This is a genomic window from Blautia sp. 1001283B150304_161114_C9 (assembly GCF_015668165.1).
Taxonomy (GTDB): domain Bacteria; phylum Bacillota; class Clostridia; order Lachnospirales; family Lachnospiraceae; genus Blautia_A; species Blautia_A wexlerae.
In genome coordinates this window covers 85,649-98,503 of the sequence record NZ_JADPGO010000009.1, presented here as the reverse complement: position 1 = coordinate 98,503, position 12,855 = coordinate 85,649, and the positions used below count along the sequence as shown (strand labels likewise).

The following is a 12,855-nucleotide window of genomic DNA, read 5'->3' as shown; positions in this document are numbered from 1 at the left end:
CTACAGGCGAGGGCTGGCAGCAGTCCTTACCTTTTTTCTTGAGGAGAAAATTAAAATTTATGAATATTAATGCTAATGAAACCTTACAATATTTGTCTAATGCTGGTATAATAAATATTGAGCAAGTGCAAAAAGATGTTGAGATTATGAAGAAAAATGAATGTCTTAAAATGCACAAAAACCCTATATGGCAGGGGCAAGGAAAAGATACCCGCTGGAAAACCCGTCTACCTAACGGAAAAATGATTGCAAAGAAAAGGAAGGAAGATTTAGAGAAGGTAATAATTCAATACTACAGTGCTCCTCTTACTTTTGATGATTTGTACCGTCATTGGCGTAAGTTCCAAGATCAGATGGTTTCAGACAATACAACATATAAGTATGACACAGATTACAAAAGATACTATCAAGATACAGCATTCTCTAAGATGGACATTACTAAAATCACAGAGGAAAATGTCAAAGTTTTTATCAGGACTACTGTTGGAAGATTGAACTTGTGTAAGAGTGCCTGCAAGACTCTTTTTGGATATACAAACAATGTGTTCAAAAGTGCTATGATAAATCACTATATATCTGAAAATCCAATGCAGTATCTGAGTCCTAAGTTCTTTTATCAATACTGTACCGAAAAGAAAAAATCAAAGGATAAAATTCTTGTCTTAGATAAAGATATGGTTCTTTTATGTGAGCAACTTCAAGAGGACTACAAAAATCAACCTGAGTATATTCCTTCTTATGCTGTTGAGCTTGCTATCCTTACAGGTATGCGTGTAGGCGAGATTGCAGCTTTAACATGGGATTCTATTTCTAAGGACGGTATTTTGATAAATAAGTCAGAAAAGTATAATCGTAAGACAAATACTTATTTTATTGATGCTACAAAGAACAAAAAAGAGCGTCTGTTTCCAATGTGTAATGAAATTTCAAATTTACTGGATAAAGTAAAAAAAGCAGAATTACAGAACGGCTACATTTGTGAATGGGTATTTGCTAATGAAGATGGACGTGTTCATGCGCCTGTTATTTCTTCCTGCATAAAAAACAAATGCAGACAGCTAGGTATTGAAGAAAGAGGCATACATGCCCTGAGAAAGACTTTCAACTCTAAGATCAGAAATATAGGTGTAGCGCCTACAGTAGCGGCTACACTACTGGGGCATTCCGTAGAAGTCAATCAGAAGTATTACACTTTTGATGTAACCAGCAATGACGAAAAGAAAGAAATTGTTTCTTTAATCAATGAAAACCTGCCGCTGGCAAAATAAAAGTGTAACAAAAAATGTAACAAAAAGTAACTCAAAATAGGATAAAAAAAGAGCTTCCGCAAACTCGGAAACTCTTGATTTTATTGCATTTAGTCGGGGCAACAGGATTTGAACCTGCGACCTCACGGCCCCCAGCCGTGCGCGCTACCAAGCTACGCCATACCCCGTAACGCAAGTTAGTATAACAAATTATTTCTGTGATTTCAACTGTTTTTTGAAAAATTTACAAAAATTATACAAATTTAGCAGGAAGAAATTTCATGTACTTTTTTATGTTATAAAATTTCTTCCTGTTTATCCTATGTACAAGCCTTACAATCATCTGTTACAGTTACGCTGGCATGATGGCTTTTTCCAAATTGTCTACACGCATATCCAGTTCAAAAACTTTCTCTCGAGTTTCCTTATTCTCCTTTCTATAGCGAAGCTCATCCATACGTGCATCAAATAGGGCAGATATTTTTCTGTCAATTTCATTTTCCAGTTTAAGTTCTATAGTTTTTACGCTTCCCTTGAGTTGCACAATATCTGATTTCATGTTCGTGATATCTGCCTTCATGTTCGTGATATCCGTCTTCATGTTTGCAATATCTGTCCTCATATCTGCGATATCGTTCTTTACATCGGACATATCATTTTGAAAACCGGCAATGCTTCCCTGTATAGAAAAAAGGATATTTCTCAATTCCGCATCTTCCACATTCTTCCCTCCTTTCGTTATAGTACGTCTCGTTCTCTTTTGTATAGAACCAATTGTACCATTGAAGGAAGAAAAAGTCTACAGCGAAATTATTATAATATTTTTATAAGACATCTTCGGCAAATTATAACTTATGTATAAACAGCCCACTCCGAAGCTTTGGCTCAAACCAGGTGGATTTTGGAGGCATTAATTTGTTCTCGTCTGCAATCTTCATCAGGTCTTCCATAGATGTCGGGTACATGACAAAGGCTACACCGCCGGTTCTGTCCGCAATCTCTGCCAGCTCTGCTGCCTTATGGCTTCCGCCCACAAAGGAGATTCTCTGGTCTGTGCGCGGATCTTCGATTCCCATGACTGGTCTGAGGACTTTTTCTTGAAGAATGGATACATCCAACTGTCCGACCACGTCCTTCTTCTCATAGATATCCGGCCATGCTTTCAGGTGATACCACTGTCCGTCCACATACATTCCCATACAATGCTTCTCTACAGGCTTGCATGGAAATCCCGGCATCAGCATCAGTTCAAAGTTGAACTTCAGGGCGCCCAGAAATGCCTTTACAGTCAGGCCGTTCAAATCTTTTACAATCCTGTTATAAGGAAGAATGCAGAGCTGGTCATAGGGAAATACAACAGACAGGAAATAATTAAACTCTTCCTCCCCTGTATATCCCGGATTCTGTTCTCTTCTCTTTAAACCTACTTTTACAGCGGAAGCTGCGCGGTGATGTCCATCTGCGATGTACAGAGAATCAATCCCTGCAAATTCCTTATTTATTTCAGAAATGACCTCATCTTCATCAATCACCCATACTCTGTGTGTGATCTGATCCTCTTCTGTAAAATCATATGCTGCTTCATGATGATCTTTCCAGTTATTCATCAGTGTAAGCAGAGAATCCGGATATCTGCATGCCAGAAAAATAGGACCGGTATTTGCATTACAGGAATCTACATGGTGGATTCTGTCCTGTTCCTTATCTTCTCTGGTAAGCTCATGTTTCTTCACTACACTATTCATATAATCATCAATGGAACTGCATCCTACGATACCGGTCTGTGTCTTTCCTTTTCTTACAAGTTCATATATATAGTAACAGGCCTTCTGATCCTGAACAAGAATTCCCTTTTCTTCCATATTGTCAAGATTTTCTTTTGCTTTTTCATAAACCCGATCATCATACAGATCTGTCTCAGGTTCCAGATCCATTTCCGGTCTGTCAATATGAAGAAAGGACAGGGGATTCTCATCTCCGATTGATTTTGCTTCTTCCCGGTTTACCACATCATATGGAAGTGCTGCCACATCAGCAGCCTTTTCCGGTGTAGGTCGAAGTGCCCGGAATGCATGAAATACTGCCATAATATTTTCTCCTCTTCTGTATCTTTTGTATTGCTCTTTTATACCCACTTTACTGTCTATCCTGTAAAAATAAAACGAACATTACTCATTATTTTATCATATCCAAATCCTTATATCAATGTACAAATTATGAAACCTAATTTTTTTTTGAAAAACCTAAAAATTTTTGTATTTTTCTATTGCAATTTTTAAAATATATGGTATGATAGAATCACAAGTTAAGGAAACCAAATGATAATTTTTAAGGGAGGTCATTTTATGACAGAAGGATTAAAATGGACTGTAAACGAGGTTCCGAAATCAGATGATAAACACCTGGAACTGATGTCCGAAGAAAATGTAAAGAAAGCAAATGAGTTCCACAGAAGTTTCCCACAGTACAGTGTGACGCCTCTTCAGAACCTTTCATCCCTTGCGAAATATTTAGGAGTAAAAAATATTTTCTGTAAGGATGAATCCTATCGCTTTGGCTTAAATGCTTTCAAAGTACTTGGAGGTTCTTATGCAATGGGCCGCTATATCGCAAAAGAACTTGGACGTGATATCAGCGAGCTGCCATACAATGTTCTCTCTTCTGATAAATTAAGAGAAGAATTCGGACAGGCTACATTCTTTACTGCAACAGACGGTAATCATGGACGTGGAGTTGCATGGGCAGCTAACCGCCTTGGACAGAAAGCAGTTGTAAGAATGCCTAAGGGAACAACAAAGACTCGTTTCGATAACATTGCCAAAGAAGGTGCTACTGTTACGATCGAAGAAGTAAACTACGATGACTGCGTAAGAATGGCTGCAGCAGAAGCTGCCAAAACAGAACATGGTATCATCGTTCAGGATACCGCATGGGACGGATATGAAGAAATTCCATCCTGGATCATGCAGGGATACGGAACACTGGTTCTTGAGGCTGACCAGCAGTTAAAAGAAATGGGTGTTGAACGTCCGACACATGTATTTGTTCAGGCCGGTGTTGGTTCTTTAGCAGGTGCCGTAGTCGGTTATTTCGCTCATAAATATAAAGATAACCCGCCGGTTATGGCTGTCTGTGAAGCAAGTGCTGCTGACTGCCTGTACCGCTCCGCTGTTGCAAAGACAGGAAATCTGGTAAATGTTACAGGTGATCTTCAGACAATTATGGCCGGTCTTGCATGCGGTGAGGGAAATACGATCGGATGGGATATCCTGAAAAATCACGTAGATGTATTTGCATCCTGTCCTGACTGGATGAGCGCAAAGGCAACACGTATCTACGCTAATCCACTGGGAGATGATCCACACGTTGTCTCCGGTGAATCCGGTTCCGTTCCGCTTGGTTTCTGCTTCACTGCTCTTCACGATGAAGATGCAAAAGACTTAAAAGAAGCGCTGAAACTGGATGAGAATTCCGTAGTACTTCTTATTTCCACAGAAGGTGACACTGATCCTGTTCGCTACCGCGAGATCGTATGGGACGGATTATACGGAACAGACGAATCTTTAAGCAAATGATGTTTTTGGTGAACACAGACAGGTAAGTAGTATGGTTATCTCGAAAATGATATACCAGTAACTAATAATATGATATCAGATTAGGGGCAAAATACCTTTTGACCCTAACATCATAATATTTTATACATATTGGGAGGGTAAAAAAATGGATTACGCAAAAATTAACGAAGCTGCAATGGGTTATAAGGATGATATGACTAAGTTCCTTCGCGATCTGGTTCGCATTCCTGGCGAAAGCTGCGGAGAAAAAGGACATATCATGAGAATCAAAGAGGAAATGGAAAAAGTCGGATTCGACAAAGTTCAGATCGATCCGATGGGCAATATCCTCGGCTACATAGGAACAGGTAAAACTCTCATTGGTTTTGACGCTCACATTGATACAGTCGGTATCGGTAATATCAAGAACTGGGAATTTGATCCATACGAAGGTTTCGAATCTGATGAAGAAATCGGCGGACGTGGAACATCTGACCAGATGGGCGGTATTGTTTCTGCAGTATACGGTGCTAAGATCATGAAAGATCTTGGTCTTTTAAACGATAAATATCAGGTACTTGTGACAGGTACTGTACAGGAAGAAGACTGTGACGGTCTCTGCTGGCAGTACATCATCCATGAAGATGGTGTTCGTCCTGAATTCGTTGTTTCCACAGAACCAACAGACGGCGGTATCTACAGAGGACAGCGTGGACGTATGGAAATCCGCGTAGATGTAAAGGGTGTTTCCTGCCATGGTTCCGCTCCGGAACGTGGTGACAATGCAATCTACAAAATGGCTGATATTCTCCAGGATATCCGCGCATTAAACGAAAACGATGCTGCTGATACCACAGAGATCAAAGGTCTTGTAAAAATGCTTGATGAGAAATACAACCCTGAATGGGAAGAAGCACGTTTCCTTGGACGTGGCACTGTTACTACTTCCGAAATCTTCTTCACATCCCCAAGCCGCTGTGCAGTAGCTGACTCCTGCTCTGTATCTCTTGACCGTCGTATGACAGCAGGCGAAACATGGGAAAGCTGCCTGGATGAGATCCGTGCTCTTCCGGCAGTACAGAAATATGGCGACGACGTAACAGTATCCATGTATGAATACAACCGTCCGTCCTATACAGACCTTGTATATCCGATCGAGTGCTACTTCCCGACATGGGTAATCCCGAAAGATCACAAAGTAACACAGGCTCTGGAAGAAGCATATAAAGGACTGTACGGCGAAGAGCGTCTCGGAAATGCTGAGACAGAAGGCATGAGAAAAGCTCGTCCGCTTACAGACAAATGGACATTCTCTACTAACGGTGTAACAATCATGGGACGTAACAGCATTCCTTGTATCGGATTCGGACCTGGTGCAGAAGCACAGGCTCATGCTCCGAACGAAAAAACATGGAAGATCGACCTTGTAAGATGCGCTGCTGTATACGCTGCTCTTCCAACTGCATACTGCAAATAATAAATAAATTTTCAAATTTTTTAGGCGACGGATTTCCTATCATCCTAAAGGCTTAATATGTGTCCGGACAGAATCCCTGCTGTAACAGGCAGGGACACAAGATAAACAGATACAGCCGGATAACCGGTGTTCTGCCAAACGCAGAGATTCAATTATTTCATATCAGGAAAGGATAAGCTATCAAAGCATAGCAGGTATTGATTTTATGAAAACATTACAGGATTACATTGATAAATTAAACAGCTTAAACTTCAAAGAAATGTACAACAACGATTTCTTCTGGACATGGGACAAAACAGATGATGAACTGGAAGCTGTTTTCACAGTTGCTGATGCTCTCCGTTTCATGAGAGAGAACAATATCTCCACAAAAGTATTCGAGAGTGGTCTTGGAATCTCTATCTTCCGCGATAACTCCACACGTACACGTTTCTCTTTTGCTTCCGCATGTAACCTTCTTGGTCTGGAAGTACAGGATCTTGATGAAAAGAAATCTCAGATCGCTCATGGTGAAACTGTTCGTGAAACAGCAAACATGGTGTCTTTCATGGCTGATGTGATCGGTATCCGTGATGATATGTACATCGGAAAAGGACATGCTTACCAGAAAGAATTCATGGAAGCTGTTACAGAAGGAAACAAAGACGGTATCCTTGAGCAGAGACCTACTCTTGTAAACCTTCAGTGCGACGTTGACCATCCGACACAGTGTATGGCAGATATGCTGCACATCATCCATGAATTCGGCGGTGTTGAGAATCTGAAAGGCAAAAAGATTGCTATGACATGGGCTTACTCTCCATCCTATGGTAAACCACTCTCCGTTCCGCAGGGCGTTATCGGTCTGATGACACGTTTTGGCATGGACGTTGTTCTTGCTCATCCGGAAGGATATGATGTAATGCCGGAAGTTGAAGAGATTGCCAAGAAGAATGCTGAGAAAAACGGCGGATCCTTCACAAAGACAAACGATATGGCTGAAGCTTTCAAAGATGCTGATATCGTATATCCAAAGAGCTGGGCTCCATTTGCAGCTATGGAAAAACGTACAGACCTTTATGCAGAAGGCGACTTCGACGGAATCGATAAATTAGAGAAAGAACTTCTTGCACAGAATGCACAGCACAAAGACTGGGCCTGCACAGAAGAACTTATGAAAACAACAAAAGACGGAAAAGCTCTTTACCTGCACTGCCTGCCGGCTGATATTACAGGTGTAAGCTGCGAAACAGGTGAGGTTGACGCTTCTGTATTCGATCGTTACAGAATCCCGTTATACAAAGAAGCAAGCTTCAAACCATACATCATCGCTGCTATGATCATGCTTTCCAAATTTGAAAATCCACAGGATATCCTGAAGAAACTTGAAGTCAAAGCAGCTCCAAGAATCCTGAAATAATCAGGCGCAGATTAACAGTTGGATTGCAGTAATATTCCAGCTACTTTCAAACAGATATTTAATTTTGAAATCAGTTTCAGAATTTAAATATATTGAAAAATAACACTCATCATATTGTATAGCAGGCGGGGCTGTCGCAGAAAGCACACAATCTTTATTGCGGCGGCCCTCTTTGCCTTTAAAATCAGGAGGTTTTTACAAATGTTTACAAGAAAAAGAATCGTTATTGCGCTCGGTGGGAACGCTCTGGGAAATACTCTCCCGGAACAGATGGTAGCTGTAAAAACTACTGCAAAAGCATTATGCGATCTGATCGAAGAAGGTCATCAGGTTGTTGTTGTACATGGAAACGGGCCACAGGTTGGCATGATCAACAATGCCATGTCTGCTCTCTCCAGAGAAGATGAGAATCAGCCAAACACTCCTCTCTCTGTCTGTGTTGCCATGAGTCAGGCTTACATCGGATATGATCTGCAGAATGCTTTGAGAGAGGAACTTCGAATCAGAGGATTTGTCCGCACACCTGTCGTCACTGTTGTCACTCAGGTTCGTGTAGATCCCAATGATCCTGCTTTTGAAAATCCATCCAAGCCGATCGGCAAATTCCTGACAAAAGAGGAAGCAGACCATCAGGCCAAGGCATATGGACATATCATGAAAGAAGACGCAGGGCGTGGTTATCGTCGTGTAGTTGCATCTCCAAAGCCTGTTGAAATCGTTGAACAGGATGCGATCAACAGTCTTGTGGATGCAAATAAAATCGTTATCTGCTGCGGTGGCGGCGGAATTCCCGTTGTTCTTAACGGACATCATCTCAAAGGTGCATCAGCAGTTATTGATAAGGATTATGCAAGCTGTCTTCTGGCCAAAGAGCTGGATGCAGATATGCTTATCATTCTTACAGCAGTGGAGAAGGTTGCTGTAAACTTCGGCAAGGAAAACGAAGAATGGCTGGATGACATTACTGTAGATGACGCTAGGAAATATATTAATGAGGGACAGTTTGCCCCAGGTTCCATGCTCCCGAAAGTTCAGGCTGCCGTTGATTTTGCAAGCTCCAAAGAAGGAAGAACTGCCATGATCACTTTACTTCAGAAAGCCAAAGACGGTATCCAGGGAAAAACCGGAACCAAAATCCATCTTTAATCTGTTCAGCAGATATATATATCAGCTGTTTAATACTGATATATATAACTGCCACATATTCAGGATATCTGCTATATAGCGAAATAATTGCGCAAAAAAAGTTCCAGTGACCTCGCCCGGAACTTTTTTTGTGATGAGTGGACCAGAGTGTCTGGAAAATCATTCCTGCAATCTGCACGCCCCACTTTTCGGTATATTTTGACATACATCTTGCGGAAAGCATTTTTCAGACACGCTCTAGTACATCGTTTTCGAAATAACTATACCACTCACTTGTCTGCGAATCCGATTGCACAGGTCTAAAAGCCTCAGCGTAGCCCGCTACGCCTGCGTTTTTATACCAGCACACTCGAATCCGCATCCTACGCAATTGGTATAGTTATTTACGAAACGATGTACTAGTGGACTGCTATAGATTCATAATAATCAATATCTTCCAGTTCCCTGCCTTCTTCTATCTCATAAATCTGCGTATCATCCAGATGTTTCATGATCACTTTTTTACCGCCTTTATCCCCTTCCAGAGAAAGCAGCTCATTGTAATATTTCCTGTCAAAAATACATGGATTTCCCATTTTCCCCTGACAGGAAACACAGGCGATTCCTTTGGAAGTGTTTAAAAACACATGGATCAGTTCACAGATTGTCTCACTGGTAAGCCAGGGCTGATCAGACACAGTAAAAAGCACTGCATCTGCATCCAGGCTGGCATTCAGACCGATTTTTACAGAGGAAGAAATTCCATCTTCCGGATGGGGATTATACAAAACCTGTATTTCCTTTGTTTTCACTGCTTCTGCAATGGCGTCATATTGAGTGATAACAATAATATTACAGATTATTTTTGCTGTAATATTATTTCTGTACAGGTTATTTAACTGAACAATATCTGAATTATTATCATTATTATTATCCTCTGTAATATCTGAATATTCCGAATAGATATTTTCTATTTTCTTCTTTGTATCATCCAGTTGTTCCAGCACATGTCGATACATAGGTATTCCGTCTATTTCATATAACAGTTTATTTGCCCCAAAACGGCGGCTGTTTCCAGCCGCCAGCATGATCATTGCAATTTTCAAAATAATTTATTCCTCCAAAAGGCTTCCGTAAGCCGCTACTGTATTCTTCCTTTCCAGTTCCTCAACAATGTGCTCTGCAGGTTCTTTCTCTCTGAGTATATCTGACTTGTTCAGATACACTCTGTATACTCTTTCTTCCACATCCTTAAAAAGTCCGCAGATAGAAGTTGCAATCTTTACAATATCTTCTTCAGTGATCGGAGCTTCCAGACTTTTCCTGAGAAATTCTGAGGTACGTTCCATACGGTAAGCACTCTGACTGATTGGCTGTCCCAGACAGTCCAGCCCGATCACACTGATCACAATGTCCGCACATCTTGGGATTACAGGCTCCCATTTCTCCGGAACCTTTACCGGATGATGCTTTGCTCCGTCCGCTTCCACAAGCATTACATCGCACAATTCTCTCAGTTCTTCCAGTTTTTCTTCTGTCAGAGACACATATTTACCGGTGTCCTCCTCATATTCCGCAGCAATCACATATCTTTCTTTGTCCAGAAGTTCTTTTACCCTGACTGCATCTCCGCCCCTGGCAAACGGAAGTTCAGACTCTCCTGCCATATGGGTGGTCGTGGTAATGATCACTCTCTTTCCCTTATCGATCAGTTCATCTGTAAGACGGTAGATCAGGCTGGTCTTGCCGCCGCCGCCAACTACAGCAATCACAGGGTATTTTTCATAATCAATCTGCAGCAGTTCCAGAAAATCGACCTGGTGCTTCATATGGCATCACTCCTTCTGAAAGCAGGATTTCCAATACACTGCCGGCAATACAGCGGGCTTTGTCGGAAATCGTGAAACAGTTTTTCTTTTGTTCTTTACGCGGATCAATATCTGCAATTTTCATCCCCTTCGGCACTGTAAATCCATCTCTGATCATGCCACGCAAAACTCCTGTAAGAGAAGCCCTGACAGGTGTATCTCCGATCCAGGCAAGAACCTGATCCTTCTCCACGATGTCTGCAATCTTTGAGATACAATGGATTTCCCCCGCAGCAGGAGCATGGAGCACACGCTCTTTTCCGAATCCTCCAATGATACCCGGAACTCCTGTGTTTGGCATAGCAGCACCTTTTGTGATGATTCTGGCAAGATTGTGGCCTCTCATAGTCTCCACTACATAATCCACATCCTCACCTGCCACAAATCCCGGTCCAAGGCCAACGGTTAAGCCTGCCATCTCTCTGGTGGTTCCAAGATTCTTTTTTGCAAGAATTGCATCTATCAGTGCTGCAGGTCTGTATTTCTTAAGGACAGCTCCTTCTGTGTCTACCATAAGAGGAATTTCCCCTGCTTTCCAGACTGCCTCACACTCCTCTATACTGTCAACTTTTCTGCAGAGAACTCCTTCCACAGAAGACTGCCCGTCATAAACAGCCTCGCAAAAAGAAACCATACGCCTGATCGCAGTGGGCTTCTCACATTCCAGTACCAGAAGACGATAGCCGCAGCGGTATAATCTGTGAATCGTACCGCTGGCCAAATCACCGCCACCTCTTATTATTACAACATTTTCCGGTTTATTGTCAGATTTTTGGACATTTGTGTCTCTGTTTATCATCTTACTGTCTTTCCTCTTCTTGTCTCGTTTTCATCCATTACTTTTTCCACTGCATTTACAATGTTCTCATAACCTGTGCAGCGGCAGAGATTTCCTGCCATATGTTTCCGGATCGCATCTCTTGATAATTTCTCTCCATGTTCCAGTAAAACAGTGGCAGACATGATAAATCCGGGAGTGCAGAAACCGCACTGTATGGCACCTTCTTCGATAAATGCCTCCTGAATCCTGGTAAGTTCTCCGTTTTTCTCCAGACCTTCCAGTGTACGGATATTTTTACCCTCCGCCCAGACTGCCAGATAAATACAGGAGTCAATAGTCTCTCCGTCTATGATTACTGTACAGGCACCACATTCTCCTACTTCACAGCCCTTTTTTACAGAAGTCAGTCCAAGGCGGTTGCGAAGCATATCAAGCAGTGACTCCCTTACATCTACATATTCTTCAACTTCTCTTCCGTTTACGGTACATCGTACAAGCTGCATCTGCTTTTTCATATGCGGTCACCTCCTGCAAGTTCTACGGTACGTCTCAATGCCCGTGCCGCAATTTCTCCGCCGATCTGAAGACGAAATGCCCTGGATGCTCTCCAGGAATCTCTCGGATTGATTTCCTCCCGAATCAGCTGTGCTGTCTTTTCATACAGGCTTTCTTCTATCTTCATGCCCTTCAAAGCCTCTTCTGCCTTTGTGCAGCGGTACGGAACCGGAGCTGCAACTCCAAAGGTAATGCGCACATCTTCTATCACTCCTGCCTGTTGATCTACCTTGCTCACCACACTACAGCTGATCGTTGCGATATCCATGGCATTTCGCATGGAATACTTAATATAATGACCATGATACCCTTCATATTCTTTTGCAGGAATGATCACATAGGTCAGGATCTCTCCCTGCCGCAGATCCACCCTGCCGGGTCCAAGATAGAAATCTTTTACAGGTACAAGACGGCCTTCCTTTCCATCTTCCAGCCTCAGCAGTGCGTTCAGGGAAAATACGGTCGGTGCACTGTCCGCACTGACTGCTCCGTTGCAGATGTTTCCACCGATAGTACCAATATTTCGTACCTGTGGTCCTCCTACCTGATCTACAGCCTCGCCAAGAACCGGAATATATTTCCTGATAATTGCATCATTTGTTATATGTGAGAAGACAGTTCCGGCACCAATATAAATATCTCCGTTATCCGCCATTTTTACACCCTGGATTTCTTTGATCCCATGGATGCTCACCAGAGAAGTTCCGGCAAATTTTCCCTCCCGGATTTTGATCAGCACATCACTTCCTCCGGAAATGATCCTGGCATCCGGATGTTCATTCAGTAATCTCACAGCATCTTTTACACTTTCAGCCTGATAATAGTTCTCAATATCGTACATAAAATCCC

The 12,855-nt window shown here is 42.1% G+C and carries 13 protein-coding genes and 1 tRNA gene; 5 read left to right on the top strand and 9 right to left on the bottom strand.

Going from position 1 to position 12,855, the window contains the following annotated elements; all coding sequences use genetic code 11:
* Nucleotides 1-59: 59 nt before the first annotated feature.
* Nucleotides 60-1,268, top strand: a complete 1,209-nt coding sequence (locus tag I4V44_RS06815) for a tyrosine-type recombinase/integrase (protein ID WP_196002520.1) — start codon at nucleotides 60-62, stop codon at nucleotides 1,266-1,268.
* A gap of 93 nt (nucleotides 1,269-1,361) precedes the next feature.
* Here the strand turns inward: I4V44_RS06815 and I4V44_RS06810 are convergent.
* The 3 genes from I4V44_RS06810 to I4V44_RS06800 all read right to left on the bottom strand — a co-directional run bounded on the left by I4V44_RS06810 (nucleotide 1,362) and on the right by I4V44_RS06800 (nucleotide 3,334).
* Nucleotides 1,362-1,435: transfer RNA gene (locus tag I4V44_RS06810), tRNA-Pro, on the bottom strand.
* Nucleotides 1,436-1,599: 164 nt separating this feature from the next.
* Nucleotides 1,600-1,968, bottom strand: a complete 369-nt coding sequence (locus tag I4V44_RS06805) for a hypothetical protein (RefSeq protein WP_118586632.1) — start codon at nucleotides 1,966-1,968, stop codon at nucleotides 1,600-1,602.
* A 124-nt stretch (nucleotides 1,969-2,092) separates the two neighbouring features.
* Nucleotides 2,093-3,334, bottom strand: a complete 1,242-nt coding sequence (locus I4V44_RS06800; RefSeq protein ID WP_118586635.1) for a DUF1015 domain-containing protein — start codon at nucleotides 3,332-3,334, stop codon at nucleotides 2,093-2,095.
* A 258-nt stretch (nucleotides 3,335-3,592) separates the two neighbouring features.
* Between I4V44_RS06800 and dpaL the strand changes: the two genes are divergently transcribed.
* From dpaL to arcC, 4 genes are all read left to right on the top strand, one after another.
* Entirely contained in the window at nucleotides 3,593-4,822 is a 1,230-nt protein-coding gene (gene dpaL, locus I4V44_RS06795) for a diaminopropionate ammonia-lyase (protein WP_118586637.1), read from the top strand.
* A gap of 145 nt (nucleotides 4,823-4,967) precedes the next feature.
* Nucleotides 4,968-6,278: a YgeY family selenium metabolism-linked hydrolase gene (locus I4V44_RS06790; RefSeq protein ID WP_118586640.1), complete on the top strand. Its 1,311-nt coding sequence runs from the start codon at nucleotides 4,968-4,970 to the stop codon at nucleotides 6,276-6,278.
* Between the two features lie 205 nt (nucleotides 6,279-6,483).
* The gene (gene ygeW, locus I4V44_RS06785; RefSeq protein ID WP_008703264.1) at nucleotides 6,484-7,677 is read left to right on the top strand and encodes a knotted carbamoyltransferase YgeW; all 1,194 of its coding nucleotides are present in this window, start codon (nucleotides 6,484-6,486) and stop codon (nucleotides 7,675-7,677) included.
* A 201-nt stretch (nucleotides 7,678-7,878) separates the two neighbouring features.
* Complete coding sequence (arcC, locus tag I4V44_RS06780) at nucleotides 7,879-8,823, top strand: carbamate kinase (RefSeq protein ID WP_118586643.1); 945 nt, start codon at nucleotides 7,879-7,881, stop codon at nucleotides 8,821-8,823.
* Here the strand turns inward: arcC and I4V44_RS18495 are convergent.
* The 6 genes from I4V44_RS18495 to xdhB all read right to left on the bottom strand — a co-directional run bounded on the left by I4V44_RS18495 (nucleotide 8,759) and on the right by xdhB (nucleotide 12,847).
* Nucleotides 8,759-9,028, bottom strand: a complete 270-nt coding sequence (locus tag I4V44_RS18495) for a DUF6783 domain-containing protein (protein ID WP_420314886.1) — start codon at nucleotides 9,026-9,028, stop codon at nucleotides 8,759-8,761. The genes arcC and I4V44_RS18495 overlap by 65 nt on opposite strands.
* Before the next feature lie 193 nt (nucleotides 9,029-9,221).
* Nucleotides 9,222-9,908: a nucleotidyltransferase family protein gene (locus I4V44_RS06775; protein ID WP_118586646.1), complete on the bottom strand. Its 687-nt coding sequence runs from the start codon at nucleotides 9,906-9,908 to the stop codon at nucleotides 9,222-9,224.
* Between the two features lie 6 nt (nucleotides 9,909-9,914).
* Nucleotides 9,915-10,631 carry a selenium cofactor biosynthesis protein YqeC gene (yqeC, locus tag I4V44_RS06770; RefSeq protein ID WP_118341896.1) on the bottom strand — a complete coding sequence of 239 codons (717 nt, stop codon included), beginning with the start codon at nucleotides 10,629-10,631 and terminating at the stop codon, nucleotides 9,915-9,917.
* On the bottom strand, nucleotides 10,591-11,469 hold the full coding sequence (gene yqeB / locus I4V44_RS06765) for a selenium-dependent molybdenum cofactor biosynthesis protein YqeB (RefSeq protein ID WP_118586649.1): 879 nt from the start codon (nucleotides 11,467-11,469) through the stop codon (nucleotides 10,591-10,593). Before yqeB ends, yqeC begins: the two co-directional genes overlap by 41 nt.
* The gene (gene xdhC / locus I4V44_RS06760) at nucleotides 11,466-11,966 is read right to left on the bottom strand and encodes a xanthine dehydrogenase subunit XdhC (RefSeq protein WP_022381429.1); all 501 of its coding nucleotides are present in this window, start codon (nucleotides 11,964-11,966) and stop codon (nucleotides 11,466-11,468) included. The genes yqeB and xdhC overlap by 4 nt, the downstream gene beginning before the upstream one ends.
* A complete protein-coding gene (gene xdhB / locus I4V44_RS06755) occupies nucleotides 11,963-12,847 on the bottom strand; it encodes a xanthine dehydrogenase subunit XdhB (protein ID WP_118330386.1) in 885 nt (294 codons plus the stop codon). The genes xdhC and xdhB overlap by 4 nt, the downstream gene beginning before the upstream one ends.
* Between the last annotated feature and the right edge of the window lie 8 nt (nucleotides 12,848-12,855).

Coding starts and splice junctions, on each gene's coding strand:
- ygeW (WP_008703264.1), top strand. CDS start 6,484: ATGAAAACATTACAGGATTACATTGATAAATTAAACAGCTTAAACTTC.
- arcC (WP_118586643.1), top strand. CDS start 7,879: ATGTTTACAAGAAAAAGAATCGTTATTGCGCTCGGTGGGAACGCTCTG.
- I4V44_RS18495 (WP_420314886.1), bottom strand. CDS start 9,028: ATGTCAAAATATACCGAAAAGTGGGGCGTGCAGATTGCAGGAATGATT.
- yqeC (WP_118341896.1), bottom strand. CDS start 10,631: ATGAAGCACCAGGTCGATTTTCTGGAACTGCTGCAGATTGATTATGAA.
- xdhC (WP_022381429.1), bottom strand. CDS start 11,966: ATGAAAAAGCAGATGCAGCTTGTACGATGTACCGTAAACGGAAGAGAA.
- dpaL (WP_118586637.1), top strand. CDS start 3,593: ATGACAGAAGGATTAAAATGGACTGTAAACGAGGTTCCGAAATCAGAT.
- I4V44_RS06815 (WP_196002520.1), top strand. CDS start 60: ATGAATATTAATGCTAATGAAACCTTACAATATTTGTCTAATGCTGGT.
- I4V44_RS06790 (WP_118586640.1), top strand. CDS start 4,968: ATGGATTACGCAAAAATTAACGAAGCTGCAATGGGTTATAAGGATGAT.
- I4V44_RS06800 (WP_118586635.1), bottom strand. CDS start 3,334: ATGGCAGTATTTCATGCATTCCGGGCACTTCGACCTACACCGGAAAAG.
- xdhB (WP_118330386.1), bottom strand. CDS start 12,847: ATGTACGATATTGAGAACTATTATCAGGCTGAAAGTGTAAAAGATGCT.
- yqeB (WP_118586649.1), bottom strand. CDS start 11,469: ATGATAAACAGAGACACAAATGTCCAAAAATCTGACAATAAACCGGAA.